The sequence below is a fragment of the Halopseudomonas sp. genome (genome assembly GCF_041579695.1).
Classification (GTDB): Bacteria; Pseudomonadota; Gammaproteobacteria; order Pseudomonadales; family Pseudomonadaceae; genus Halopseudomonas.
This window is the reverse complement of record NZ_JBFGFI010000041.1, coordinates 1-25531: the sequence shown is the minus strand read 5'-3', so window position 1 is coordinate 25531 and position 25531 is coordinate 1. Positions and strand designations below refer to the sequence as shown.

Sequence of the window (25531 nt, the reverse complement as noted above, 5' to 3'; positions counted from 1 at the left end):
GCTTCGGCCGACGCAGTTGCAACTCACCCCGCACCAGACTGAACAGCTCGCCAGTGGCCTCACCATCGCGCATTTCGGCGAGAAAGATTTCCGGCTTCTGGTAATCCATTTCCACGATAAGCTCCCCGCTACCGGCATCCAGGCGCTCGTCTGCGTGCAGGATAGTCATGTCGGCACAATTCTCCGGTAGCTCCAGTTGCATGGCATACACCAGCTGCAGGGAATTGGTCGGCAGGTGCAGGTAGGCGCGGGGGCGTTCAACCAGATGCAGCTCGCGGCACAACACTGGTCGGGTGCCGCATTGCTTTGGAGACAGCTTGTAGGAGTAGCGTTTGCAGCGTGGCAGCAGCGGGGCGTATGGCGTCGGCAGCCAGGTATCCAGATAGCTGCCCTGCAGCCAGCCATGACTGCATTCGATCAATAGCTCTTCGGCCAGCTCGGTCATGACCGGCAACAGCGGAACGCGGAGCTCGTGGGCGGGTACGTAGCCGGAAATCAGCTTTAGCACGCTGTCTCCCTGGTCCACCCGCTTCTGGCGGATAAGCACGCGAAACTGCCGTTCCTGCCAGGTCAGGCTCAGGTCCACAGAAACACCCAGGTTTGCCGCGATCAGCTCGAAATTATCCGGATCGGCTACTTCAACGGGTTGACGCAGCTCCTGGATCTGGGTGAATCCCAGCGGATTGCCGATGGGCGTATAGCAGAGCACCTCGGAGCTGGCCTTGACCTCAATGGCCTGGGTCCTGAACACCCCCGGATCCTTGCGGGCTATGATGCGTGACATGCGCTTGCCTCTTATCGATGCAATACCCTGAGCGCCGTAGCGACGTTCTCGCGCAGGTGGGTCGGGTTGATGGTGCCGATGATGGCGCTGGCAACCGCGGGATGGCTATAGATGAGTTGCAGGCTGGCGAACATGGGATCCTCGCCCTGCAGACATATATGCCCGCTGGCCAGAGCCTTTTTGATCAGGATGCCCTTGTGGTGTGACAGGGCATGGTCCAGCACTGGCTGTTCCTGCTGTTCCCGCAGATTGTACGTCACCATTGCGCAATCACCTGCATCCAATGCGCGGATACCGCCTTCCACGGTTTTACCCGAGAAGCCAAAGGCGCGAATCAGGCCTTCCTGTTTCAGTTTGCCGAGGGTCGGGTAAACCTCTCCGTCCAGCACGTCCAGGTCATTGCCGTCGGAATGCACCAGCACCAGGTCAAGGTAGTCCGTCTTCAGGCGGCGCAGCGAGCGTTCGATCGACAGGCGGGTATGTGCAGCGCTGAAATCGAAACAGGATTCTCCCTGCTCGAACTCCTCGCCTACCTTGGTGCAGATGATCCACTGCTCGCGCTGGCCATCGAGTAGGCCTCCCAGGCGTTCTTCGCTGGTGCCGTAGGCCGGCGCGGTATCCAGCAGGTTGATGCCCAGATCCCATGCCAGGGCGAGAATGCCCCGTGCCTGGCGATCATCCGGCAGTTCGAAACGGTCGGGGTATTTGACGCCCTGGTTGCGACCGAACTTGACGGTTCCCAGGCCCAGCGGGGAGACCGACAAGCCGGTGCTCCCCAAAGGACGTAGAAAGGGTTGCAGGCTGGTCATCGGAAACAGATGTCCCAGGCCGGGGCCGCCAGTTGTGGGCGCGGCAGATCCGTGTAGTCATCTGTCAGGCTCGGGCGTATGCCCTGCAGCTGCAGCTGGCTCACTGCCTGGTCACTCAGATCCGGAGCAAGCGCGAGCTTGGTGGGCCAGCTGACCAGTACATTCTGAACCGGCTGCAGATAGGCAGTGTCGGGCCGCACCAGGCCGCTTTGCGCAGGTTCTGCCCGATTTACCGGCAGGGTAGTCCATTGGCACTGGGACAGATCGACCCAAGGCAGCAGCACTGCCAGTTCCTGCTGTGCCTTGCTGACCAGCGCATCCGGAGTGAGCTGTACGCCTTGTTCGGCCAGTTCTCCGCCCAGATACCAGCACCATTGGCCGTCGCTGCACGGATGGGTGGTAATTGTCATCCGCGGCTTGGGGCTACTGCCCAGGCAGTGGGCATATAGCGGCGGCAGGTCCGGGCCCTTGGCCAGCACCATCTGCAGCGGCCGGCGCTGCATGGCGGGCTGGCTGACACCCCAGTCCTGGAGCAGCGCTTCGTTGCCTTCTCCGGCGGTCAGTACATAGCGCTGCGCCCTGATCCGCTGACCGTTGATACGCACGGCGTCGATGCTGCCGTCTTCGCGGCGCTCGATCTGCGGGGCGCTGTCGGCCACCAGGCTGTCGCCGGCGAGCTCGCTCAGGCGGCGCACGGTATCAGGCACATCGATAACCAGTTCGGCCAGCCGATATACCTTGCCCTTGAAGGCAGGGTCGGCGAACACCGCGGGAAGGTCCTTGCCCTTGACTGCATCCACCTTGCCGCGCAATGCCTTGCTAGCGAAGAATCCGGCGAGGTTACTGATCAGGCTGCCCGGCGACCAGAGGTAATGATGCTCGGACAATAGGCGTACACCACGCAGGTCCAGCTCGCCCTCGCCCTGCAGGCAGGTGCGCCAGCGATTGGGCATGCCGGCTATGGATTCGGCGGCGGCGGTCAGCTTGCCATGCAGTGCGTATTTGGTGCCGCCATGGATGATGCCCTGGGATTTGCCGCTCTGGCCGCCGCCCAGCGCGCCGCGCTCGATCAGCAAGGTGCTGTAACCAAGGCCCCGCAGGCGCGCGTTGAGCCATAGGCCGGCGATCCCGCCGCCAAGAATACAGATGTCGGTTTCGAGAGTTTTACTCATGGACTCCAGCGCTTGCGCGTCAGTTGTGCGTCGTCATTTGCAGGTAAGGCGCCCTAGTATAGACACTGGCGGTGCCCGAGGTCACATCTGCTACTATTAGTTCCACTCTGGAAAGTAGTCCCGCGCTCCAGGCTCATCAAGGAATTCCAATGACGCGTATCCTCTATAGCCTCGTGTTTACCCTGTGCATGCCACTGGTTCTACTGCGACTGCTGCTGCGCGCTCGCAAGGCGCCAGCCTATGCCCGGCGCTGGCACGAGCGTCTGGGGCTGGGCGGGGATCTGCGCCCCGGCGGTATCTGGGTGCACGCGGTGTCAGTTGGCGAAGCGATCGCTGCCGCACCTATGGTGCGTGAAATGCTGCGCCGCTATCCGGATATTCCGGTCACCATTACCTGCATGACGCCCACCGGTTCGGAGCAGATACGCAAGCTGTTTGCCGACAAGGTCGGCCATGCCTACCTTCCCTACGATCTGCCCTGGTTGCAGGGTCGGTTCATCCATCGCCTGCGACCGCGCATCGGTGTGATCATGGAAACCGAGTTATGGCCGAATATGGTACATGAGGCCAAGGCTGCCGGCGTGCCGCTGGTGCTGGCCAATGCAAGGCTTTCCGAGCGTTCCGCGCGCGGCTACCGGCGCGTGGCCTGGTTGGTGCGTCCGATGTTCGCAGCGCTGAACTGGGTCGCGGTGCAGACTGAGGCCGAGGCCCAGCGGTTTGCTCGTCTGGGGGTGCCCCGCGCGGCAATGACGATTACCGGCAGCATCAAGTTTGACCTGAAACCCGACGAGCAGATGCTCGAGCAGGCGGCTGATCTGCGTGGTCAGTGGGGCGCCCGGCCGGTCTGGATTGCTGCCAGCACACATGCCGGCGAGGACGAGCAGATTCTCGCTGCGCACCGGCGGGTACTGGAGTCGCATGCTGATGCGCTGCTTATTCTGGTGCCGCGGCATCCCGAGCGTTTCGACGATGTTGCCGGCCTGATCGAAGGCGCTGGCCTGAATGGCGTGCGGCGTAGTAGTGGCAAATCACCGATGCGCGCCGACCAGGTACTGCTGGGCGACAGCATGGGTGAGTTGATGATGTTCTATGCCTGCGCCGATGCAGCATTTGTCGGAGGCTCGCTGGTGCCGCACGGGGGGCATAACTATCTGGAACCGGCAGCACTGGGTTTGCCGATCATCTCCGGACCGCATTCCTTCAACTTCACGGAAATAAGCGAACTGCTTGAGGGTGCCGGGGCTCTTCAACGTGTGCATGACCAGGGCGAGCTCGCAGCCAGGGTCTGCTACCTGCTGAGCGAGCCCACGGCGGCGCGTCAGGCGGGAGCCGCGGGGCTGTCGGTGGTGATGGACAACCAGGGTGCGCTGGAGAGGTTGCTGGCGGGGATCGACACGACGATCGCCAGCGGCGGCGAGAGCGCCAGGGCTCAATCCACCCGTTGACCACCAGTCAGCACGTCCGCCTGATCAGAAGGTGCTGCGCATATCCTGGGTGGCGGGATTGGTTCCTTCATCTATCTGCCCGCTGCGTTCTGCCGCCGGGCGCTGCATCGACATGCTCTGGGCTTCTTCCTCATCGAAGGGCGGGATGAAGTCCTCGTCCGGATTGTATTGCGGATCAAGCCACTCCGACAGCTCCATCAGGTCCTGCGGGCTCAATGTGCCGGCAGCCTGTTTCAGGCGCAGGGTATCGATGATGTAGTTATAGCGTGTGGTGTTGTAGTCACGCACTGCACGGAACAGGTTGCGCTCGGCTTCCAGCACGTCGACCACGTTGCGGGTGCCCACTTCGTAGCCGGTCTGGGTCGCGTCGCGCGCAGCCCGGGCGGAAACGATAGCCTGCCGGCGCGCTTCCACTTCCTCGACGCTGGAGGTCACCGTGCGGAACAGATTGCGCGTGGCCTCTACCACTTCACGCAGCCTTGCCTCGCTCAGACGCTCGCTCTGGGTCAGGCGATAGCCCGATTCGCGCACTTGGGACGTTCGTGCACCGCCAGTGAACAGCGGCAGGCTGACTTCGATTCCGACGCTGGCCTGCTCGGTATCGCCGGCCCGGTTGGTTGGGTTAAGTCCGCCGCCCAGATCGGCTCCGCCGCTGTTGTGGTTGTAGCGGGCGAACGCATCAACCGTCGGCAGGTAGGCGGATTTGCTGCTGCGCAGGGTGTCAGCGGCTGTCTCCACAGCCAGCCGGCTTGCCTGCAGGCTGAGGTTCTGCATCGCTGCGGTATCGACCCATTCCTGCAGGCTGGCTGGTAGCGGCGGCATGATGGGCATTTCATGGCGAATACCGGCGAGGCGGTCATAGTCGCTCAGCGTTAGCCGGGTAAGGGCCTGGTAGCTGACCGTCAGGTTGGTCTCGGCAGTCAGGCGGGTTGCGCGGGCGGTGTCGTAGCCGGCCAGGGCCTCAAGGACATCGGTTCGTGCAGAGAGACCTACTTCGAAGCGCTCGCGTGCCTGGTCGAGCTGGCGCTCGAACGCCTCTTCCTCGGCCCGCGCGGTGGCCAGATTGTCGGAGGCGCGCAGGACGTTGAAGTAGGCTTCGGCTACCTGGATGATCAGCGCCTGCTGGGTCGCGGAAAACTCGACCCGTGCCTGTTCGCTCACCGATTTGGCGGCCTGGTAATTGAACCAGCGCTCGGCACGGAACAGTGGCTGGGTCAGGCTCGCCTGGTAATAATCGGTAGTGTAGGTATCGCTGCCCTGTCCCTCGACCTCCAGCCGCTCGCGTGCCACACCGGCGCCGAGTGCAATATTCGGGAGCAGTAGTGAGCGCGCCTGGGGCAGCGCTTCCTGCTGGGCGAGCGAGTCTGCTTCGGCGGCGGCCAGATCGGCGCTGTGAAGCAGGGCTTCCTGGTAGACGGTCATCAGGTCAGCCTGGGCGGCAACCTGGCCAGAGACACCTGCCAACATAATGGCAACGTACAGAGGGCGCAGCATGCAGAGATCCTTCGCATGGGGTAAATAATGAGCCAAGGCTAAGGAGATGTCGGCTGGGGGTCAAGCAATGCTTGGGACCTGGAGCGGAACAAAGTGTTTCACAGGCTTCGGGGTAATGTGGGCGTCTCGGCGCTGACAGCGCAGTTTTGATCGGACGGCCGGGGGTGCCGCAGCCATAGCCCGGATCAGGTCAGCAATGCTAAGCTTTCAGCTCATCTTGACGGGGTGCCTCCGGTTTTGCCGGGGCTGAGATAATACCCGTTGAACCTGATCCGGTTAACACCGGCGTAGGAATCGAGATGCGAGCCTGCTCGCCGACCTTTTCAGGTCCGTGTTGCCTGCCGTTTCGGTTCCCTGCGAACCATTACGCAGTGGAGCACACCAATGAGCACCAGACAGTCCGATATCGCCATCCCCTCCTCGGGCGCCGACGGCGCCGCATCCCAGCCATTTCCGCAATCGCGCAAGATTTATGTCACCGGCTCGCGCCCTGACATCCGGGTGCCGATGCGTGAGATCAACCTGGCCGATACGCCGACCGAACTGGGCGGCGAGAAGAATTTGCCGGTGACAGTCTACGACACCTCTGGCCCCTACACCGATCCGCAGGTCAATATCGATTTGCGCAAGGGCCTGGCTGATGTGCGCAGCGCCTGGATCGAGGAGCGCAGTGATACCGAGATATTGTCGGGGCTCAGCTCCGAATTCGGCAAGCAGCGCCTGGGTGATACAACGCTGGACAGCATGCGTTTCGCGCACGTGCGTCATCCGCGACGGGCCAAAGCAGGCTGCAACGTCTCGCAGATGCATTATGCGCGCAAGGGCATTATCACCCCGGAAATGGAATACATAGCGATACGCGAGAATATGAAGCTGCAGGAGGCCCGTGATGCCGGCCTGCTGACCAATCAGCATCCGGGTCACAGCTTTGGCGCGTCGATTCCGAAGGAAATCACCGCCGAATTCGTCCGCGAGGAAGTCGCGCGCGGGCGGGCAATCATCCCCGCCAACATAAATCACCCGGAACTCGAGCCGATGATCATCGGGCGCAATTTCCTGGTCAAGATCAACGGCAATATCGGCAACTCGGCGCTCGGCTCTTCGATCGAGGAGGAAGTCGAGAAGATGACCTGGGGCATCCGCTGGGGTTCCGATACTGTAATGGACCTGTCCACCGGAAAGAATATTCACGAGACCCGCGAGTGGATCATCCGCAACTCGCCGGTACCGATCGGCACCGTACCGATCTATCAGGCGCTGGAGAAGGTCGATGGTGTTGCCGAGGACCTGACCTGGGAGATCTTCCGCGACACGCTGATTGAGCAGGCCGAGCAGGGCGTGGATTATTTCACTATCCATGCCGGTGTTCTGCTGCGCTATGTGCCGATGACGGCGAAGCGGGTCACCGGGATCGTCTCGCGCGGTGGCTCGATCATGGCCAAATGGTGTCTGGCGCATCACCAGGAAAGCTTCCTCTATACCCATTTCGAAGACATCTGCGAAATCATGAAGGCCTACGACGTGTCCTTCTCCCTGGGTGATGGCCTGCGTCCGGGCTCGATTGCCGATGCCAACGACGAGGCCCAGTTCGGCGAGCTGGAGACCCTGGGCGAGCTGACGAAAATCGCCTGGAAGCATGATGTGCAGGTCATGATCGAGGGCCCGGGGCACGTGCCAATGCAATTGATCAAGGAGAACATGGACAAGCAGCTCGAGTGCTGTGATGAAGCGCCTTTTTACACTCTGGGGCCGCTGACCACGGATATTGCGCCGGGTTACGACCACATTACTTCGGGTATCGGCGCGGCGATGATCGGCTGGTTCGGCTGTGCAATGCTCTGCTACGTAACGCCCAAGGAGCATTTGGGGCTGCCTAATCGCGACGATGTGAAAACCGGCATCATTACTTACAAGATCGCAGCCCACGCCGCCGATCTGGCCAAGGGGCATCCCGGCGCGCAGATACGCGACAATGCGCTGTCCAAGGCGCGTTTCGAATTCCGCTGGGAGGACCAGTTCAATCTGGGCCTGGATCCGGATACTGCGCGCAGTTACCACGACGAGACCCTGCCCAAGGACTCGGCCAAGGTCGCGCATTTCTGCTCCATGTGCGGACCCAAATTCTGCTCAATGAAAATCACCCAGGAAGTCCGTGAATACGCGGCGGGGCAGCGCATCGAAGCGGTCGACCTGGCGGTGGAAGAGGGCATGAAGGCCAAGTCAGAGGAGTTCAGGTCGAGTGGTTCGCAGTTGTATCAAAAGGTCTGAAGTCTTGCCGAAGCCCCGGGAGGTATGCGAGCTTAGAGGCATAAACGCATAGATCGCCTTGGGGGCTTCTGGTTGGATACTTTTACCCGCGCCGACGTGGACATTGTTCGCCGTGAGACCGGTTTCAGCGGTTTCTATCGGCTGGAAATTCTCACCCTGCGCCACCGTCTATTTCGCGGTGGCTGGGGGCCTGAGCTGCGCCGCGAGCTATTTGTGCGGCGCGATGCGGTATGCGTACTGCCGTATGATCCCTGGGAAGATACCGTGGTGCTGCTCGAGCAGGTGCGTGTTGGCGCGCTGGACAAGAGCGAGCGGCCATGGCTTATCGAACTGGTGGCCGGTCTGTTTGATGACGGCGAGAGTCCGGAAGCCGTTGCTCACCGCGAAGCGCGTGAAGAGGCTGATCTGACCCTGCTGCAGCTGATACCGGTGATGCGCTATTTTCCTTCGCCCGGCGGCAGCGATGAGCAGGTCCATCTGTTCTGTGCACTGGTCGACAGCCGGGGCGCGGGAGGTATCCATGGGCTGGACTCTGAGGGCGAGGACATTCGGGTCAGCGTCTGGTCTCGCAGCGATGCGATTGCCGCAATGGAGAGCGGTCAGATAGACAATGCCGCCAGCATTATCGCGCTGCAGTGGTTGAGCACACATGCGTCGCGCTTGCGCGAAGAGGCGGGGGCACGGCCATGACTGTTCTGCGCAAACCACGTTACAAGGTCGATCTGGTCGGTCTCCAGGCAGTCTGCGAAGCAAACTACTGGCGGCTGCTCAGGCTGATGCCCGACATGGCCGAGGAGGATTATCTGCAACTGCTGGTCGAAGCAGAGGATGGCCAACCGCAAAGCCTGTGCCTGCATGTGCTGGAGCGCTGCCGCTACACCACCACTCTGCGCCTGACCCATCAGCGTGACCACGACTGGCTTACCCCGCCCAGTATGGAAGTGCGGCTGTACCATGATGCCGGAATGGCAGAAGTGGTGGCTGCCTATAATCGCCGGCGTTTCCGCGGGGTATATCCCTACCCCAACGAGCAGATGTTGCAGCCCGACGAGAAGTACCAGCTCAATCAGTTTCTCGGCGAATGGCTCGGTTATTGCCAGCATTATGGCCGCAGCGCACAGCCTGTTATCATTCATCGCTAACGCCGTGCCGAGCTGTGCGAAGGCTCGGCTTGTTAACCAGTCGCTGGAATCAGCGCCATCTAATTGCCATCATAGGCGCGGGACAGTGACCAGGAGCAGGTGATCCATGCCATCACCGAAAGGAACCGAATCAGACGCCGTCTGCATCGTGCAACTTACGGACAGCCATCTCTATGCAGACCCGGATGCCGACCTGCTCGGACTGGACACCTCCGATAGCCTCGGCGCGGTGGTTGATTTGGTCCTCGAGGAAGTGTCCCGGGTGGATCTGGTTCTGGCGACTGGTGACATCGCCCAGGACGGCAGCGAGCGCGCCTACCGGCGGTTCATCGCAGCCGTTGAACCGCTGCCGGCGCCCTGTTACTGGATCCCCGGCAACCATGATGACGCCACGTTGATGGCCCGTATTGGTGCGGATACCGGCTTCAGCAAAGACTGGATCGACGCCGGCAACTGGCGCATTGTGATGTTGGATTCAAGTATTCCCGGCGCAGTCGCAGGGCATCTGTCGGTCAGCCAGCTCGAGCTGCTGGAGCTGGCGCTGGACGGCGCTGGAGAGCGTTTCGTGATGGTCTGTCTGCATCATCACCCGGTGCCTATCGGCTGCGACTGGATGGATCCGCTGGGATTGCTCAATGTGGACGATCTTTTGCCGCGCCTGCGCGCCGACCGGCGTGTAAAGGTGGTGCTCTGGGGTCATATCCATCAGGAGCTGGATCAGCAGCTTGACGGGCTTCGGCTGCTGGCAACGCCGTCCACCTGCGTGCAGTTTGCCAGGCACAGTTCAGACTTTGCCACCGATACTCGGCCGCCAGGATACCGCAGCCTGACGCTGCTGCCTGATGGTGGTATCGAAACCAGGGTGTCGCGGTTGCAATCCGGTCTTTTTTTGCCTGATCCGGGTGCAGTAGGATACTGACGTCCTAATGGCCGCAGCAGGCAGTGCGCCAGTCTGGCATCGATGCGGTTTGGGGGCCGTGTTGGTGAATTGCGCGGCACCCTGCAGTGAGTGTTAATCTCCCCCGCATCAGAAGAATCAAGGATAACCAGGCAGCCTATGTCTCAATCGACCTATAACGCCGATGCGCTTGAAGTTCTCAGCGGTCTGGACCCTGTGCGCCGCCGCCCGGGGATGTACACCGACACCACACGGCCCAATCACCTGGCCCAGGAAGTCATCGACAACAGTGTCGACGAGGCCCTGGCCGGCCATGCCCGGCGCTTGTCAGTCATTCTGCATGCCGATAATGCGCTGGAAGTGTCTGATGATGGGCGCGGCATGCCGGTGGACATGCACGCCGAGGAGGGCGTCTCCGGCGTCGAGCTGATTTTCACCCGCCTGCATGCGGGCGGTAAATTTTCCAGCAAGAACTACATGTTCTCCGGCGGTCTGCACGGCGTCGGTATTTCAGTCGTCAACGCTTTGTCCCTGCGCGTCGATGTGCGGGTGCGACGCGATGGCCAGGAATATGCGATGGCCTTCGAGAGCGGCGAAAAGGTCAGCGAGCTTGAGGTCATTGGCACGGTCGGCAAGCGCAATACCGGCACCACGGTAAAGTTCTGGCCTAATGCGGATTATTTCGATTCGCCCAAATTCAGCATCAGCCGGCTGAAGCACCTGCTCAAGGCCAAGGCCGTCCTTTGCCCCGGTTTGACCGTGGAGTTCGACGACCGTCAGTCCGGCGAGCAGCACACCTGGTTCTATGAAGACGGGCTGCGTGATTATCTGATGGATGCCTGCGCGGAATGGCCCAAACTGCCGGATGAGCCCTTTACCGGAAGCCTCAAGGCGCGCCAGGAAACGGTCGACTGGGCGGTGCTCTGGCTGCCCGAAGGCGGCGATCTGGTCCAGGAGAGCTATGTCAACCTGATCCCCACCGCCCAGGGTGGTACCCACGTGAACGGGCTGCGGGCGGGCCTCCTGGAAGCGATTCGCGAGTTCTGCGAGTTCCGCAATCTGCTGCCGCGCGGCGTCAAGCTCGCGCCCGAGGATGTCTGGGAGCGCGTCAGTTATGTACTGTCGTTGAAGATGGCCGAGGCCCAGTTCTCCGGTCAGACCAAGGAGCGACTATCCTCCCGCGAGTCGGCGGCGTTCGTTTCCGGTGTGGTCAAGGATGCCTTCAGTCTCTGGCTCAACCAGCATGCGGACATCGGTATGCAGATCGCCGAGCTGGCAATCAATCACGCTGGTCGACGGCTGAAAGCGGGCAAGAAAATCGAGCGCAAGCGCATCACCCAGGGGCCGGCACTGCCCGGCAAGCTGGCCGATTGTGCTGGACAGGACAGCCGGCGCTCTGAGCTGTTTCTGGTCGAGGGCGATTCGGCCGGTGGCAGCGCCAAGCAGGCGCGGGACAAGGAATTCCAGGCGGTCATGCCGCTGCGTGGCAAGATCCTCAATACCTGGGAGGTCGAATCCGGCGAGGTGCTGGCCTCGCAGGAGGTCCACGACATTGCGGTGGCGATAGGTGTAGACCCCGGCTCGCCGGATCTGCTGCAGCTACGCTACGGCAAGATCTGTATTCTGGCCGACGCCGACTCCGATGGCCTGCACATCGCAACGCTTCTGTGTGCGCTTTTCGTCAAGCATTTCCAGCCCTTGGTAGCCGCCGGACACGTGTTCGTAGCGATGCCGCCGTTGTACCGGATCGATATCGGCAAGGAGCTGTTCTATGCGCTGGACGATGCCGAGAAGCAGGGCATCCTCGACCGGATCGAGGCCGAAGGTAAGCGCGGCAAGATTCAGGTCACACGATTCAAGGGTCTGGGCGAAATGAACCCCCTGCAGCTGCGCGAAACCACCATGGCGCCCGATACCCGGCGTCTGGTGCAACTGACGATCGATGACATGCCGGGAACCGAAGCGCTGATGGACATGCTGTTGTCGAAAAAGCGGGCGCCCGATCGCAAGGTGTGGCTGGAGAGCAAGGGCGACATGGCGGAAGTGCTGCTGTGAGCTGTGTTCTGGCTGCGAACCTGGCCAGCGGTCGGAGGATCAGGTAGTTGAGCGAGTCCGGATCCACGCAGCGCATGGGCAGGGTCATGATGATTCTTGCCTGGGTTGCCGGGCTGAGTCTGGCCGTCATTTGGTTCTCGGGGGTAGAGGAGCGGAGACTCAATCCGAATCAGCAGCCTGAATCGGCAACTACCGAGCGCGGTGTTGAAGTGCGGCTGGAATCCAATCCCCAGGGGCACTATCTGGTCGGTGGCGAAATTAACGGGCAGGAGGTTACGTTTCTGCTCGACACCGGTGCCACCTTCGTCGCTGTTCCGGCGAATGTCGCCGACCGCCTCGGACTGCAGCGCGGCAGACGGATAGCGGTCAGTACCGCGAACGGCACCGCGGACAGCTTCACTACCCGTATAGGTACCTTGCAGTTGGGTGCTATCCGTCTGCAAGACGTCAATGCCGGTATTGTGCCCGGCATGGACGGCGAGGAGATACTGCTCGGAATGAGCGCGCTACGCCAGCTGGACTTTACCCAGCGCGGTGGGGAATTGATATTGCGTCAGCAGCGCTGACACATGCCGGCGAACTAGTCCGGCAGCTATGCCAAACAGAGGATATGTATGAGTGACAGTCTGGATCTGAGTATGGATGGGGTCGAGCGTCGGGCATTGTCCGCTTTCACCGAAGAAGCCTATCTCAACTACTCCATGTACGTGATCATGGATCGCGCGCTGCCGCATATCGGTGACGGGCTCAAGCCGGTACAGCGACGCATTATCTACGCCATGAGCGAGCTGGGGCTCAGCGCCACTTCCAAGCACAAGAAATCCGCGCGAACCATCGGCGACGTGCTGGGCAAGTATCATCCGCACGGCGACTCGGCCTGTTACGAAGCTATGGTGCTGATGGCCCAGCCATTCTCCTATCGCTATACGCTGGTAGACGGGCAGGGCAACTGGGGCGCCCCGGACGATCCGAAATCCTTTGCCGCGATGCGTTACACCGAGGCACGGCTGGCCCGCTACAGCGAAGTGCTGCTGACCGAGGTAGGGCAGGGCACTGTCGACTGGCAACCGAATTTCGACGGCACCATGGATGAGCCCATGGTGCTGCCCGCCAGGCTGCCCAATCTGCTGCTCAATGGCACCACCGGAATTGCCGTGGGCATGGCCACGGATGTGCCGCCGCATAATCTGCGCGAAGTCGCAGCTGCCTGCGTCCGGTTGCTGGATGACCCTGGAGCCGGTCTCGATGAGCTGATGGAGCATATTCAGGGGCCGGACTATCCTACTGAAGCGGAGATCATCACGCCACGCAGCGATCTGCTGAAGATGTATGCCAGCGGCCGTGGTTCGGTCAAGGCGCGTGCAGTCTGGACTCGCGAAGACGGCGACATCGTCATAACCGCGCTGCCCCACCAGGTCTCCGGATCCAAGGTGCTGGAGCAGATCGCCGCGCAGATGCAGACCAAGAAGCTGCCTATGGTCGCCGACCTGCGCGATGAATCCGATCACGAGAACCCGACCCGGATCGTTATCGTGCCGCGCTCGAATCGTGTGGATGCCGAGGAGTTGATGCAGCATCTGTTTGCCACCACCGAACTGGAACACAGCTACCGCATCAACATGAACGTGATTGGTACAGACGGCCGCCCGGCGGTCAAGGACCTGCGTGGGCTGATCAGCGAATGGCTGGGGTTTCGCATATCCACGGTACGGCGACGACTGCAATTTCGCTTGGACAAGGTGCTCGCGCGATTGCACCTGTTGGAAGGCCTGATGATCGCGATGCTCAACCTGGACGAGGTGATACACATCATCCGTACCGAAGAGCATCCGCGCGCCGAACTGATGAGACGCTTTGCTCTGAGCGAGCTGCAGGCCGATTACATTCTCGATACCCGCCTGCGCCAGCTGGCTCGCCTGGAAGAAATGAAGATTCGCGGCGAGCAGGACGCGCTGGCCGAAGAGCGCGACAAGCTGCAGGCGCTGCTGGGCAGCGACAAGCTGTTGAAAAACCTGGTGCGTGGCGAACTGATTGCCGACGGCGAGACCTATGGCGATGATCGCCGGTCGCCGCTGGTCGAGCGGCGTGAAGCAAAGGCCCTGTCAGAAACCGAACTGCTTCCCTCGGAACCGGTGACCGTCGTGCTCTCGGAGAAAGGCTGGGTGCGTTGTGCCAAGGGCCACGATGTGGATGGCGCCAGTCTGGCCTACAAGGCCGGCGACGCCTTTCTGGCCCAGGCCAGTGGGCGTTCCAATCAACAGGTGGTGTTTATCGACTCGACCGGCCGTAGTTATTCCTTGCTGGCGCACACCCTGCCCTCGGCCCGGGGGCAGGGCGAACCGCTGACCGGCAGACTCAACCCTGTGCCGGGAGCCCATTTCGAGAGCGTGCTGATGCCGGATGATCAGGCGCTGTATCTGCTGGCATCCGATGCCGGCTACGGTTTCGTTGCCCAAGGCGCGGACATGCTGGCCAAGAACAAGAACGGCAAGGCGCTACTGTCGGTGCCTGAAGGGGGCAAGGTGATGAGCCCGGTGCCAATAGCCAACGACAAGGAGGATCAGGTGGTGGCGGTGTCCAACGAGGGTCGTTTGCTGGTGTTCCCGCTTGCCGATCTGCCGAGACTGGCCAAGGGCAAGGGCAACAAGATTCTCTCGGTGCCCTCGGCACGGGTCAAGACCCGTGAGGAGTTTGTGCTCGACATCGCGGTACTGCCCCGCGAGGCCAATCTGGTACTCACTGCCGGCAAGCGCACACTGACGCTGCGGCCGGGCGATCTGGAGCATTACCGGGGCGAGCGCGGTAGGCGGGGCAACAAGTTGCCCCGCGGTTTCCAGAAAGTGGACCAGGTCAGCGTGGAGTCATCCAAGGCCGGTGTCAGTCCGGACGCTGATGGTAAAAATGCGTGAGCTGTTGCTCCAGCATGGCCTGATAAGGGCCATGCAGCCTCTCGATGCAGTATATTCCCGGCTGGCTCGCCAGCCGGCGAACCACGCCGCGTTCGCGCAGAGCTGCGCTGTCGGCCAAGGCGGCATCAAGCAGCAGCAGGTTCCGGCTGTGCTGCACCACATCAAGTACTGACTGGCATTCCGGGCGGGCGGCCAGTTCCGCGTCCGGTACCGGCCTCAGGTCTGCGCAGTGGCCTATTGCCAGTTGCAGGTGCAGGGTTATGCCGGTATCTGCAATCTCCACCTGCAACTCATGACCCAATACGCGCAGCAGCTCTCCACAGCACAGTGCATGGGTGAGTTCGTCCTGTCGACACTCCCTGGCGTGGAATGCAATCACACTGGTGCCGTCATGCAGGGTATGCAAGTGGCCATCATACAGTTCACAGGCCCGTTCCAGCTGCGTCCGATAACGCTCGAGCACTAGCATAAGTCTTGGCCGGGCAAGACGCCGCAGGGCTTCCTGGTTGCCCAGCCTGACCGCCAGTACGGCGGTTTCCGCCGGGGCGATGGCCGGCTGCAATACTTCTTCGGATGGCGACTCTGCGACCGCTGCATCCACGGGCTGGATTTCTTCCAGCGATTGTTCTTCGGCAGCTATGTCGTCCGCAGAATCAGCCGCTTTACCGGGCTTGTCATCGGTAGTGGCCGGTTGCAGCGACGCAGGCCGGACTGTCGTGCCCTGAGGCTCATCTTCAGTCGATTCCGCGGAGCTCTGATCGGCAGTTCTCGACTGCTCTTCGGGCTCGGGCTCGGGCTCTGGTTCAGGCGGCATGTCTACAATACGACGCTTTTCCAGGCTGCGCGACAGACCGCCGAGCTCGTCGCGGCGCGAGGCGCCGGGGGCGGGTTGTCCGGAGTCGCCATACCAGTGACCCAGCGCCTCAAGGGTACGACGCATGTCGCTACCAAGCCGCCACGCCGCAAGTCCGGCGAGCAACGCGAGAATAAGCGCACCCCAGAAAAGACGCCAGAGCAGGCTGTTGGACGGGCCGAGGAGGGGCTGGGCAGCGAGGTGCAACTGGACCTGACCCACCATCGTTTCCTGGAAATGCACAACGGCATTGAACTGCCCCTGGCCGGGGGCCAGCTTGCCGCGGGCGGGTTCGTTCCCGGCTTCGGCTATCAGGCGATTCTCGGCAGTGAACAGGCGGACGTGACCTATAAGGGGACTGCGATTCCATTGCGCCAGCTGGATGTTAAGGCTCAGCTGGTCATCGGCGGCCAGTGGCTCTGCCACCGAGGCGGCAACCTGTCTGGCGAGTTCATCGCCGATGGCGTCAGCCTGTTCGGCCACATCGGCATGCAGCTGGAATTTCGCGACACCAAGGAGCAGCAGGATAGCCACCAGCGGAAGCAGGGCGAGCAATAGCAGCTTGCCGGTCAGTTTCATGCTCTGGGCGCGCCATGCGGCATAGCAGCGCAGAAACAGATTTTCGGAAGCCGGGGGTGTCTGATTCAAGGTATGACTCTATATCGGTGAAGAAATGAACAAAAAGGGGGCCGCGAGCATGAACAGCATCGGCGATGCCGGCCGCCTGTTCACTGGCTGCGCAAAGTATAGCCATTCCGCTCAGGCGGCAAAAGGCTGCATCTGTGAGCTGGTAGCCAATTGCAGGTAGAATGGCTGCCATCATCAAGTCTAGACGGGAGCGGGCATCTTGAAGGAAATCGTGCTGATCAATATAACCGGACCGGACCGGCCTGGTCTGACAGCCGCCATCACCGGCATTCTGGCGCGGGCGGAGGTCAATATTCTGGATATCGGCCAGGCAGTCATTCACGACACGCTGTCCTTTGGCATCCTGGTGGAGATGGCCGGTGGCGAAGTGATGGCGGACGTGCTCAAAGATGTTCTGTTTCGTGGCTACGAGCTGGACCAACAGGTCCGTTTCACGCCGGTCAGTCCGGAAGAGTATGGGCGCTGGGTTACCGGGCAGGGCAAGCCCCGGCATATAGTCACTCTTTTGGCTCGCCGGGTGACCGCCGAACATATCGCCCTGGTAAGCGAGATTACCGCACGATACGGTTTGAATATTGACCATATCGACCGCTTGTCCGGCCGCATACCCGAGGGTTTGCCGGCGGACCAGGGCAAGGGCTGCATCGAGTTCTCGGTCCGCGGCGAACCTGGCGACCCCTCGCAGCTGCGCGCCGAGTTCCTGACCATCGCCCAGCAACTGAATGTCGATATTGCTTTCCAGCAGGACAGTATTTTCCGGCGCAACCGGCGGCTGGTGGTATTCGACATGGATTCCACGTTGATCGATGCCGAGGTTATTGACGAGCTGGCCAAGGCTGCCGGCGTGGGTGCCCAGGTGTCCGAGATCACCGAGCGGGCAATGCGCGGCGAGCTGGACTTCAGGGCGAGTTTTCGCGAGCGCATGGCGCTGCTCAAAGGGCTGCCGGAGACTGTGCTGGAGGACGTGGCGGCCTCGCTGCGCCTGACCGAGGGCGCCGAGACACTGATCAGCCAGTTACGGCGTCTGGGCTACAAGACCGCTATTCTTTCCGGCGGATTCAGCTATTTTGCCGAGGGGCTGCAAAAGCGGCTGGGGATCGACTATGTATATGCCAATGCATTGCCGGTAGAAAACGGTGTGCTGACCGGCGGTGTGGTGGAGCCGATTGTCGACGGGCAGCGCAAGGCAGATCTGTTGCGCGAGCTGGCCGAGCGCGAAGGCATCAGTCTGGAGCAGACTATCGCAGTAGGCGATGGCGCCAACGACCTGCCCATGCTGTCGATTGCCGGATTAGGCGTGGCTTTTCGCGCCAAGCCGCTGGTCAAGCAGTCGGCCAAGCAGGCCATCTCCACCCTGGGTCTGGATGGCATCCTGTATCTGCTCGGGTTTCGTGATCGAGAGGGCTTCTGAGCCGCCGATTACTCGGCGGAGAAGTCGTAGTTCATGCTGTCGGTGGGTGACTGCAGGTAGTGCCCCTGGATGTAGTTGACCCCGGCTTGCCAGAGTGTCGGCATCATCGTGGCGCTGTCCACGTAGGGCACGATCGTCAGTATGCCCATGCCATGCAATGTGCCGATCATTTCCTTCAGTGTGGTGACGGCCTCGGGGTCGGACAGTTCTCGGGCAAAAGAGCCGTCTATCTTGATGAAATCTACCTGCAGGTGCTTGAGTGCGGCATAGGGGTTCAATGCGCAGCCAAAATTACTCAGCGATACTTTGCAGTGCAACGTTTTCAGGGATTCGGTCAGGGCCTTGGCCTGTTTCATGTAGGTATTGGCATCGGCATCGTTGAACTGGAAAATGATGCTGTCGGAGGGCAGTCGGTTTTCCTGCAGCAGGCCCGAGACCCAGTGCGCCAGTTGCAGGTCCTGCAGGCTCGCGCTGCTGAGATTGATCAGCAGACGGGTGTCGGTTCCCTTGCCCCGCTGTCCGGCAAGCAGTCGAACTGCCTGACTTATGACCCAGCGATCGATATGCGCCGCCAGTCCCGCGTCGTTTATTGCCGGCAGGAACTCGGCGGCAGGTACTTCCTCGCCCTGGGAGTTGAGCAGCCTCAGGTAGGTTTCATAATGTTCGTGGTTGTCGCCGCGCAGACTTATCACGGGCTGGAACAGCAGCTTGAACCCATTGGTTTCAAGGGCGTGCGTCACCATCGCGATGATATTGCCTCGGTTGGCCTGGTTTGCCAGCTCTTCAAGTGGATTGAAGACCTTGATCGCGTTGCCGCCGGCCTGATTTGCCTGCTCTGCGAGGCGGTGGGCGCGGTCAATCGCTTCCTCGGGTTTGGGACTGGTTTCGTTGATCGAGGAAACACCCATGCTGACCGTGATCTGTATGGTTCGGCCGCTGGCTTCGAACAGGTTTGCCTCGATCTTGCCCCGCAGGTTGTCCAGAGCGCTGACAATCGCTTCCGGCTCCTTGCCATTGAGCAGAATACTGAAGGCATCATCGCTGAAGCGCGAGATCAGCGTTGACTCGGGGAACGCATTGCGCAGCAATTGTGCGAGATCGGCCAGCAGCAAGTCTGCGCCGCCTATGCCTATATCGGTTTGTACAGCGTTGAAATTGTCGACGCTCATATAGATCAGCGAGCTGGCCATGCCGCCCTGGACCACCTTTTCGCTGACCTTTTCCAGCTCTTCCTGGAAATAGGCACGGTTGAACAAGCCAGTTACCAGATCCTGACTTGCCAGTGTCTTGAGTTTCTGCTCGAAATCGGCGCTGGCGGTTTCCACGCGAATGACTACCTGCGTGCAGGGCTCGCCATCATAACTGGCAGGTGAAAAGGCCAGAGTCATGGGGATCTGCTTGCCGTCGACATCGACGCCGCAGCAGCGCAATTCGTTCTGACCGCCCTGGTCATTGTGATGCCTTAGAAAGCTCTTGAAGGCATCTCTGTCCTTGGACGCGATCAGGCCCACCATCGGCTCTGCAGCCAGGTCGTCTGCGTCCTCGTAGCCGAATAGTCGTATGTAGGCGCGGTTGGCATAGATGTGCATGCCGTCGTGCACATAGGCGATTGCATCCACCGAGCTGTCGAGAAGAAGCTGGCAACGCTTTTCCGTCTCGCGCAGTGTCTGTTCGGCAATACGCTGCTGGCGCCTTGCCGCGAGGCTGCCCAGTTCGCGCTTGATTACCAGTGCAAGCAGTGCATCCGAGGAGTCGGCGACGGCGTCATGCATACCCTGGGCAAGCGCTTCGGCGCGAGTGCTTTCGGTCAGCTCGGGAGTGAGAAGCACAAAGGGAATGTCACGCGACTGACGCAGGATCATCGCATTTGCATCTGTGGCACCCATGAAGCTGGTTTGCGTGGCAGCCAGACACAGATCCCAGGTTTGCTGCAGTGACTCCTGCAGATCCTCTACTGACGTGATCCGGTGGGCGCGGGTGGCATGGCCTGCATTTCGCAGGATGCTGACCAGGCGCTCGGCGTTGTTCTGCGAGTCATCCAGAACCAGTAATCTGATGGCGTGAGTTTCGGTGCCCATGATCTTCCAGACTGAGTCGGGCCGACGCGGCCCGGTGTTTTCGAGATCTGAATTTACAGAGACTTCCAGAGCGAGTCAAAGTCATCATCGGTGCTCACCGTCAGTGCCGAGCCGCTCGGTTGAGGCTTGCGCTTGCCATCGACGGGCTCCTCGATGACACGATACTCGAACTGACTGAAGCTGCCGCTGGCGGCGACCCGGTCTGTCAGGTGCGCGCGCGACTCGCGGTTGCCCTGAAGGATCATCACCTTGCTGTTGATGCTGAATGGCATGCGCGGCGTGATGATGGTTGCTGGTCGGTCTATCGCAGTTACTTCGGGCAGAATCAGTGCCCGCAGGTACTGACTTGGCTGCTCGGTCTTGCGTATCAGCTTGAGCGCGCAGGGGGTGCAGTGTGGCGCAACCAGTTCAACGCCCATCTGGGTACCGCCACCGCGTACCTGCCGTATCCAGCGCACCACGGCCAGGCTCCAGTCCTGATCGCTCTCTTCCTGCACGCCCAGCAGCTCACCGGCCTGCAATTGCTTGGGGACCTCTTTGGGCCAGGTCAGGCAAAAACCGCCCGGACTGTGATTGACGATCGGCAGGGCGTGAATCGGGTAATGCTCTTCACCTTCATCTTCGGCACTGTCTTCAAGATTGTTGTAATTGATCTGCTCTACACCAGATGAGTGCCAGTCCAGAGCTTGGTTGCTGTCCAGCACGGAATCCCAGCCTTCCTGTTTGGCGCGCTGAGCGGAGTCGGAGAACGGGTTGATATCGTTCTCGTCGGCCTTGATGAATTTGGCGAACGGTGTCTGTGCGATACGAAAGTGCGTGGCGCTCATGCCGATGCTGATTTTCAGCGTGCCGCGGCCAGGTACGCGGTTGAAGGTACGCTCCGCCAGATCGCCCCAGGATTGGCTAAGATGCTGTAGCATCTCTACGCCAAGACCGTCCGGAACGCGCAGGCCGCTCTGGCTCTCGCCGTTGAGCATATACTCCTTGATCGCACCCACCAGGCGGTCAGTGCTCAACCCCATGCTTTCCGACAAATCCTCCTCACGTATCAGCGAGCGGTAACGCGGTTGGCAGTCCATCGAGGGGTTGATTATGAAAAGAGCCTCAGGATCATCCGGCGGCACCAAAGAAGCCAGGCGGGACCAGTCTTCGAGAACCACAAACAGTTTTCCCATTGCGCTCTGGCGCATCTGATTGGGCCTGGCGGAGCCCATCAGCAAGGCTATCAGGTAACACTGCTCGACACTCAGCGGTTTGCCTTCGAGGCTTTCGTTGTCCTGGATCGGTTGCAGGTGCAGATTGCGCTTGCGTGCGAGCTGATATAATTGATGCAGTTCCAGCCAGACACCATCGGCTACCGGACAGTACAGCTGGAACGCGCGCAGCAGCGGGCCACAGAGTCCGCGCACCGCACGCTGGATGGCCAGGCCGATTAATGCGGAGTGATCACGCGAGCGAACCTGACGTTCCTGGGCGACGACGATCTTGTAACCGTTGGCCAGATGGTTCTGCAATGATTGGGAGAGGTTGGCCACCTTGCGCGGCTTGTCTTCCAGCACAATGGACTGGCCGAGATAGTACCTGGACAGAGCGCTGCAGACGTAGTGAACCTCGGGACGCAGTTGTTCGAGAATCGCTAGCCGCTTTTCCGGTGCGATCTCGAGCTGGTTGAATTCGATCAGCCCCTGATAAAGCTGTCTCGCCATTTCACCGATATTGGCTTTGGGCAGGTTGGCGATCCAGTGGATAATGCCCTTCTCGCTACTTTCGGCAAAGCTCAGTGACTTGAGGCTTTGTTGCGGTATGCGCAAGTCCATTTTTTGGGCGGTGGTATCCATAACGGTGTTGTCCCTGTCAAACGTTCCAGTTTGATCCCCGCCTTTTGTGGTGCGGGTTCCGAATATGTGAAAAAAAGAAGACGACATCGTCAATACTCTAGCAGCAAACTCGGGCTCGCGCGAAGCTTCGCTTACCCCGTTTAGTGGTGCTGCGGCTGGTGTGCCGGGCCTTTGGAGCAGTCATGGCTTCACTCTGACACCAGGTCCACGTGAAATGGCACCTTGGCCGCTGCTCCGGCGACCTCGCGTACTAGTCGGGGCACTAGAAAGCCCGGCAGCCGAGTAAGCATCCTGCCAACCAGATGTCGAGCTGTGGCGTCATCGACGTTGAAGTGTTGCGCGCCTCTAACCTGATCAAGTACATGCAGATAATAGGGTATTACGCCCTGATCACCCAGTGCTTCGCTCAGGTCTATCAATTGATCCAGCTTGTGGTTCACACCATGCAACAGGACTGCCTGGTTCAGCAAGGTCATTCCGGCCAAACGCATTCGCTGGATCGCCTGCGCCAGTTCCTGGTCGATCTCGTTGGCATGGTTGCAATGCAGCACCATCGTCACTGGCAATCGGGTATTGCAAAGAGCGTCGATCAGGCTGGAAGTCACCCGCTGCGGGATGACTACCGGCAGCCGGCTGTGCACTCGCAGGCGCCGGACATGGGGGATTGAGGCCACTTCCTGCGTCAGCCAGGCGAGCCGTCGATCATTGACCGCCAGCGGGTCACCGCCGCTAAAAATGACTTCCCGGATGCTTGGATCCCGGCGAATGTAATCCAGTGCTTCGCGCCACTGCGCGGTGCCCGGATTGTTTTCTTCATAGGGAAAATGCCGGCGGAAACAGTAGCGGCAATTGATTGCGCAGCCGCCGCTGACGATCAGCAGCAGTCGGCCATGGTACTTGTGTATCACGCCAGGCAGCGCGTTGGCGTGCTGCTCGCCGAGGGGGTCGAGCACGAAACCGGGCTGCTCATGCAGCTCCTCGCCAACCGGCAGAACCTGCCTGAGCAAGGGGTCGTTGGGGTCGCCGGGGGTCATCCGCGCCAGATAAGGCTCGGGTACGCGCAGGGCGAATTCCCGGCTTGCGGCATTCGCGGCGTCAATCAGCGACGGGTCAAGATCGAGACGACGCAGCAATTCGCCTGGATCGGTGATGCTTGAGGCGAGCAGATTTTGCCAGCTTGCGGGCTCAACAGGCGTTGCAGATACATGTATCATTGCGGTTTTCCGCGCATGGGTGGCAGGGCATTCGTCTGACGCTGGGTTATCACGTCGGTCGCAGTCCGGATTTGCTGGCTTGAGCTTTGCTCTGCGCGTTACCGGATGTTCCGTTCAAACTGTCAGTGGGAAATGTATGGCCAATTATTCTACCAATGAATTCAAGCCGGGTCTCAAGGTGATGCTCGATGGCGATCCCTGTGCGATTCTCGAGAACGAATACGTCAAGCCGGGCAAAGGCCAGGCGTTCAACCGGGTCAAGGTCCGCAACCTGAGAACCGGCCGGGTGAACGAGCGTACCTTCAAGTCAGGCGACAGCCTGGAAGGCGCCGATGTGATGGACCGGGAGATGGAATATCTCTATGCCGACGGCGAGTTCTGGCACTTCATGGCAACCGACGGTTCATTCGAGCAGGTTGCCGCGGACGAGAAGGCCATCAGTGATGCCAGCAACTGGCTCAAGGAACAGGTGATCTATCAGGTAACCCTGTACAACGGTGCGCCGATTGTGGTTACCGCGCCTAACTTTGTCGAGCTCGAAGTGGTCGAAACCGATCCGGGCGTGCGCGGCGATACATCCGGCGGCGGAACGAAGCCGGCCAAGCTGATGACCGGTGCAGTGGTCAAGGTACCGCTGTTCATCAACGTTGGCGATGTGCTCAAGGTAGACACGCGCAGTGGTGACTACGTCGGTCGCGCCTGAGTCTCGCCCGGCCAGCCGCGCTAGATAACAGCGGCAGCACGCGCAAGACGCAAACCGGGGCCTGGCTCCGGTTTTTTCATTTCCGCAGGGAGGAATCCGCATGCAACAATGGCAGCCATCGGCCTCGATCGAAGCGTTGCGTCGTCGAGCGGCAGTGATAGAGCAAATACGCGCATTCTTCGCCCTCAAAGGGGTGCTTGAGGTTGATACCCCGGTGCTTTCGTCTGCGGCAGTGAGCGACCCCCACCTTTTTCCTTTCGCCACGGCGTTCATTTCGGATGGCGGTGGCGAATCCACCTGGCATTACCTGCATACTTCGCCTGAATACCCGATGAAACGGCTGCTTGCGGCGGACAGCGGGGCCATATGGCAGCTATGCAAGGTATTTCGCAATGGCGAAAGCGGCGGTCGGCACAATCCCGAGTTCAGCATGCTGGAGTGGTATCGGCCGGGCTTTGATCATCATCGGCTGATGGACGAGGTCGGCGAGCTGGTTTGCACGGTGCTTGACTGCGCTCCGCCCCGGCGCATTACCTATGCGCATCTGTTTGCTGATGTGCTGGGGCTGGATATCCATCACAGTTCTGATGAACAGCTGGCCAGCGTGGCGCGTGCGCGCACTGGCTTTGCAGGCGAGCTGAGCCGTGATGGCTGGCTGGAGCTACTGTTTTCTCACTGCCTGGAGCCGCAGCTGCTCGAACCTACCCTGGTCTATGCATTTCCCGCGTCGCAGGCAGCTCTGGCGCAGGTTGTCGATGGCGACGACACTATGCCCAGTGCCGCCCGTTTCGAGCTGTTTGTCCGCGGGATGGAGCTGGCCAATGGGTATTTCGAGCTGACCGATCCCGAGGAGCAAAGCCGGCGTTTCAAGGCAGATCAACAACAGCGTCAGAGCCTGGGCCGGCCGGTACTGCCGGTTGACGAGTTATTGGTCGACGCGTTGCACGCAGGCTTGCCGTCCTGCGCCGGAGTGGCGCTGGGGGTTGATCGACTGGTGATGCTGGCACTGGGCGCCGAACGCATTGAGGAGGTCATTGCGTTCGGTTTCGACCGGGCTTGATGGTATCGGGCTGGCACCCAGCTATCATTCTCCGACGGTGTGGCCCATGTTCTGCCCCATGCGGACTGCATCGCCGGCTTGCAGGGAGTTGTCCCAGCGGGTGCGGCCGGGCCCGAACAGCACGATGGCGGTAGAGCCGAGCTTGAATCGTCCCATTTCCTCGCCACGGGAAAGCTTGGGTGCAGCCCGGCCATATTGTTCGGCCCGCAGCTGTCTCCTCGGCGGAGCGACCAAGCCGGCCCAAGGGGTTTCCACCGATGCAACAATCATTGCCCCGACCAGCACTACTGCCATCGGTCCGGCATCGGTATCAAACAGACAGACCACCCGCTCGTTGCGGGCGAACAGTTCGGGGACGTTTTCTGCGGTATTACGATTCACCGAAAACAGTTTGCCCGGCACATAAATCATCTCGCGCAACACACCGCCCAATGGCATGTGAACCCGATGATAGTCGCGTGGGGACAGATACACGGTGGCAAACTGACCGCCCTGGAACAGAGCCGCATGCCCGGGATCGCCGCCGAGCAGTTCCAGTGCGCTGAAACTTTGCCCCTTTGCCTGGAAAATACGACCGTGCTCGATAGCTCCCAGCTGGCTGATTGCGCCGTCGGCAGGACACAGGACGCTGTCCGCTGCCGGGTCAATCGGTCGCGCGCCGTCTTTCAGAGCCCGGGTGAAGAAGTCGTTGAAACAGGCGTAGGCGGTCGGCTCTTCCTGGACCGCTTCCGACATATCTACCTGGTAGCG

At 60.7% G+C, this 25531-nt stretch carries 20 protein-coding genes and 1 riboswitch; of the genes, 11 read left to right on the top strand and 9 right to left on the bottom strand.

Annotated elements, in window-relative coordinates; genetic code table 11:
• From ABYA88_RS09730 to ABYA88_RS09720, 3 genes are all read right to left on the bottom strand, one after another.
• A partial coding sequence (locus ABYA88_RS09730) for a metal ABC transporter ATPase (RefSeq protein ID WP_373186955.1) occupies window positions 1–784 on the bottom strand: 784 nt, incomplete at its 3' end.
• Window positions 785–795: 11 nt separating this feature from the next.
• Window positions 796–1593 carry an aldo/keto reductase gene (locus ABYA88_RS09725; RefSeq protein WP_373186954.1) on the bottom strand — a complete coding sequence of 266 codons (798 nt, stop codon included), beginning with the start codon at window positions 1591–1593 and terminating at the stop codon, window positions 796–798.
• Window positions 1590–2765: an FAD-dependent oxidoreductase gene (locus ABYA88_RS09720; protein ID WP_373186953.1), complete on the bottom strand. Its 1176-nt coding sequence runs from the start codon at window positions 2763–2765 to the stop codon at window positions 1590–1592. The genes ABYA88_RS09725 and ABYA88_RS09720 overlap by 4 nt, the downstream gene beginning before the upstream one ends.
• A gap of 149 nt (window positions 2766–2914) precedes the next feature.
• On the opposite strand from ABYA88_RS09720, the gene waaA reads away from it, so the two are divergent.
• Window positions 2915–4210: a lipid IV(A) 3-deoxy-D-manno-octulosonic acid transferase gene (gene waaA, locus ABYA88_RS09715; protein WP_373186952.1), complete on the top strand. Its 1296-nt coding sequence runs from the start codon at window positions 2915–2917 to the stop codon at window positions 4208–4210.
• Between the two features lie 24 nt (window positions 4211–4234).
• On the opposite strand, the gene ABYA88_RS09710 is transcribed toward waaA, so the two are convergent.
• Complete coding sequence (locus tag ABYA88_RS09710; protein WP_373186951.1) at window positions 4235–5704, bottom strand: TolC family outer membrane protein; 1470 nt, start codon at window positions 5702–5704, stop codon at window positions 4235–4237.
• A gap of 211 nt (window positions 5705–5915) precedes the next feature.
• Window positions 5916–6015, top strand: a riboswitch (TPP riboswitch).
• A 73-nt stretch (window positions 6016–6088) separates the two neighbouring features.
• On the opposite strand from ABYA88_RS09710, the gene thiC reads away from it, so the two are divergent.
• From thiC to parC, 7 genes are all read left to right on the top strand, one after another.
• The gene (thiC, locus tag ABYA88_RS09705) at window positions 6089–7972 is read left to right on the top strand and encodes a phosphomethylpyrimidine synthase ThiC (protein WP_373186950.1); all 1884 of its coding nucleotides are present in this window, start codon (window positions 6089–6091) and stop codon (window positions 7970–7972) included.
• 72 nt (window positions 7973–8044) lie between these two features.
• Window positions 8045–8662, top strand: a complete 618-nt coding sequence (locus ABYA88_RS09700; RefSeq protein WP_373186948.1) for an NUDIX domain-containing protein — start codon at window positions 8045–8047, stop codon at window positions 8660–8662.
• Window positions 8659–9114, top strand: coding sequence for a DUF1249 domain-containing protein (locus ABYA88_RS09695; protein WP_373186947.1), 456 nt, complete (start codon window positions 8659–8661; stop codon window positions 9112–9114). Before ABYA88_RS09700 ends, ABYA88_RS09695 begins: the two co-directional genes overlap by 4 nt.
• Before the next feature lie 106 nt (window positions 9115–9220).
• Complete coding sequence (cpdA, locus tag ABYA88_RS09690; RefSeq protein WP_373186946.1) at window positions 9221–10033, top strand: 3',5'-cyclic-AMP phosphodiesterase; 813 nt, start codon at window positions 9221–9223, stop codon at window positions 10031–10033.
• Between the two features lie 138 nt (window positions 10034–10171).
• Window positions 10172–12067, top strand: coding sequence for a DNA topoisomerase IV subunit B (parE, locus tag ABYA88_RS09685; RefSeq protein ID WP_373186945.1), 1896 nt, complete (start codon window positions 10172–10174; stop codon window positions 12065–12067).
• Window positions 12068–12114: 47 nt separating this feature from the next.
• Window positions 12115–12633: a TIGR02281 family clan AA aspartic protease gene (locus tag ABYA88_RS09680; protein ID WP_373186943.1), complete on the top strand. Its 519-nt coding sequence runs from the start codon at window positions 12115–12117 to the stop codon at window positions 12631–12633.
• A 48-nt stretch (window positions 12634–12681) separates the two neighbouring features.
• The gene (parC, locus tag ABYA88_RS09675) at window positions 12682–14976 is read left to right on the top strand and encodes a DNA topoisomerase IV subunit A (protein ID WP_373186942.1); all 2295 of its coding nucleotides are present in this window, start codon (window positions 12682–12684) and stop codon (window positions 14974–14976) included.
• On the opposite strand, the gene ABYA88_RS09670 is transcribed toward parC, so the two are convergent.
• A complete protein-coding gene (locus ABYA88_RS09670) occupies window positions 14945–16477 on the bottom strand; it encodes a histidine kinase (protein ID WP_373186941.1) in 1533 nt (510 codons plus the stop codon). The two genes, parC and ABYA88_RS09670, sit on opposite strands and share 32 nt — an antisense overlap.
• 199 nt (window positions 16478–16676) lie before the next feature.
• On the opposite strand from ABYA88_RS09670, the gene serB reads away from it, so the two are divergent.
• Window positions 16677–17888, top strand: a complete 1212-nt coding sequence (gene serB, locus ABYA88_RS09665) for a phosphoserine phosphatase SerB (RefSeq protein WP_373186939.1) — start codon at window positions 16677–16679, stop codon at window positions 17886–17888.
• A gap of 8 nt (window positions 17889–17896) precedes the next feature.
• Here the strand turns inward: serB and ABYA88_RS09660 are convergent, their stop codons facing one another.
• The 3 genes from ABYA88_RS09660 to epmB all read right to left on the bottom strand — a co-directional run bounded on the left by ABYA88_RS09660 (window position 17897) and on the right by epmB (window position 23018).
• Window positions 17897–19966, bottom strand: coding sequence for an EAL domain-containing protein (locus ABYA88_RS09660; protein WP_373186938.1), 2070 nt, complete (start codon window positions 19964–19966; stop codon window positions 17897–17899).
• 53 nt (window positions 19967–20019) lie between these two features.
• Window positions 20020–21804 carry a molecular chaperone gene (locus ABYA88_RS09655; RefSeq protein WP_373186937.1) on the bottom strand — a complete coding sequence of 595 codons (1785 nt, stop codon included), beginning with the start codon at window positions 21802–21804 and terminating at the stop codon, window positions 20020–20022.
• A gap of 188 nt (window positions 21805–21992) precedes the next feature.
• Window positions 21993–23018, bottom strand: a complete 1026-nt coding sequence (gene epmB / locus ABYA88_RS09650) for an EF-P beta-lysylation protein EpmB (RefSeq protein ID WP_373186936.1) — start codon at window positions 23016–23018, stop codon at window positions 21993–21995.
• A gap of 136 nt (window positions 23019–23154) precedes the next feature.
• On the opposite strand from epmB, the gene efp reads away from it, so the two are divergent.
• Together efp and epmA are read left to right on the top strand one after the other, a co-directional pair.
• Entirely contained in the window at window positions 23155–23721 is a 567-nt protein-coding gene (gene efp, locus ABYA88_RS09645) for an elongation factor P (RefSeq protein ID WP_373186935.1), read from the top strand.
• A 100-nt stretch (window positions 23722–23821) separates the two neighbouring features.
• Window positions 23822–24781, top strand: a complete 960-nt coding sequence (epmA, locus tag ABYA88_RS09640; protein ID WP_373186934.1) for an elongation factor P--(R)-beta-lysine ligase — start codon at window positions 23822–23824, stop codon at window positions 24779–24781.
• Window positions 24782–24805: 24 nt separating this feature from the next.
• Here epmA and asd read toward each other — a convergent pair.
• The coding region (asd, locus tag ABYA88_RS09635; RefSeq protein ID WP_373186932.1) for an archaetidylserine decarboxylase at window positions 24806–25531 on the bottom strand (726 nt) is incomplete at its 5' end.

Bases quoted from the DNA above. Each gene is read 5' to 3' on its own strand.
- epmA (WP_373186934.1), top strand. From the start codon at position 23,822: ATGCAACAATGGCAGCCATCGGCCTCGATCGAAGCGTTGCGTCGTCGA.
- ABYA88_RS09695 (WP_373186947.1), top strand. From the start codon at position 8,659: ATGACTGTTCTGCGCAAACCACGTTACAAGGTCGATCTGGTCGGTCTC.
- ABYA88_RS09720 (WP_373186953.1), bottom strand. From the start codon at position 2,765: ATGAGTAAAACTCTCGAAACCGACATCTGTATTCTTGGCGGCGGGATC.
- ABYA88_RS09710 (WP_373186951.1), bottom strand. From the start codon at position 5,704: ATGCTGCGCCCTCTGTACGTTGCCATTATGTTGGCAGGTGTCTCTGGC.
- ABYA88_RS09725 (WP_373186954.1), bottom strand. From the start codon at position 1,593: ATGACCAGCCTGCAACCCTTTCTACGTCCTTTGGGGAGCACCGGCTTG.
- ABYA88_RS09660 (WP_373186938.1), bottom strand. From the start codon at position 19,966: ATGGGCACCGAAACTCACGCCATCAGATTACTGGTTCTGGATGACTCG.
- thiC (WP_373186950.1), top strand. From the start codon at position 6,089: ATGAGCACCAGACAGTCCGATATCGCCATCCCCTCCTCGGGCGCCGAC.
- ABYA88_RS09655 (WP_373186937.1), bottom strand. From the start codon at position 21,804: ATGGATACCACCGCCCAAAAAATGGACTTGCGCATACCGCAACAAAGC.
- parC (WP_373186942.1), top strand. From the start codon at position 12,682: ATGAGTGACAGTCTGGATCTGAGTATGGATGGGGTCGAGCGTCGGGCA.
- epmB (WP_373186936.1), bottom strand. From the start codon at position 23,018: ATGATACATGTATCTGCAACGCCTGTTGAGCCCGCAAGCTGGCAAAAT.
- parE (WP_373186945.1), top strand. From the start codon at position 10,172: ATGTCTCAATCGACCTATAACGCCGATGCGCTTGAAGTTCTCAGCGGT.
- efp (WP_373186935.1), top strand. From the start codon at position 23,155: ATGGCCAATTATTCTACCAATGAATTCAAGCCGGGTCTCAAGGTGATG.
- waaA (WP_373186952.1), top strand. From the start codon at position 2,915: ATGACGCGTATCCTCTATAGCCTCGTGTTTACCCTGTGCATGCCACTG.
- cpdA (WP_373186946.1), top strand. From the start codon at position 9,221: ATGCCATCACCGAAAGGAACCGAATCAGACGCCGTCTGCATCGTGCAA.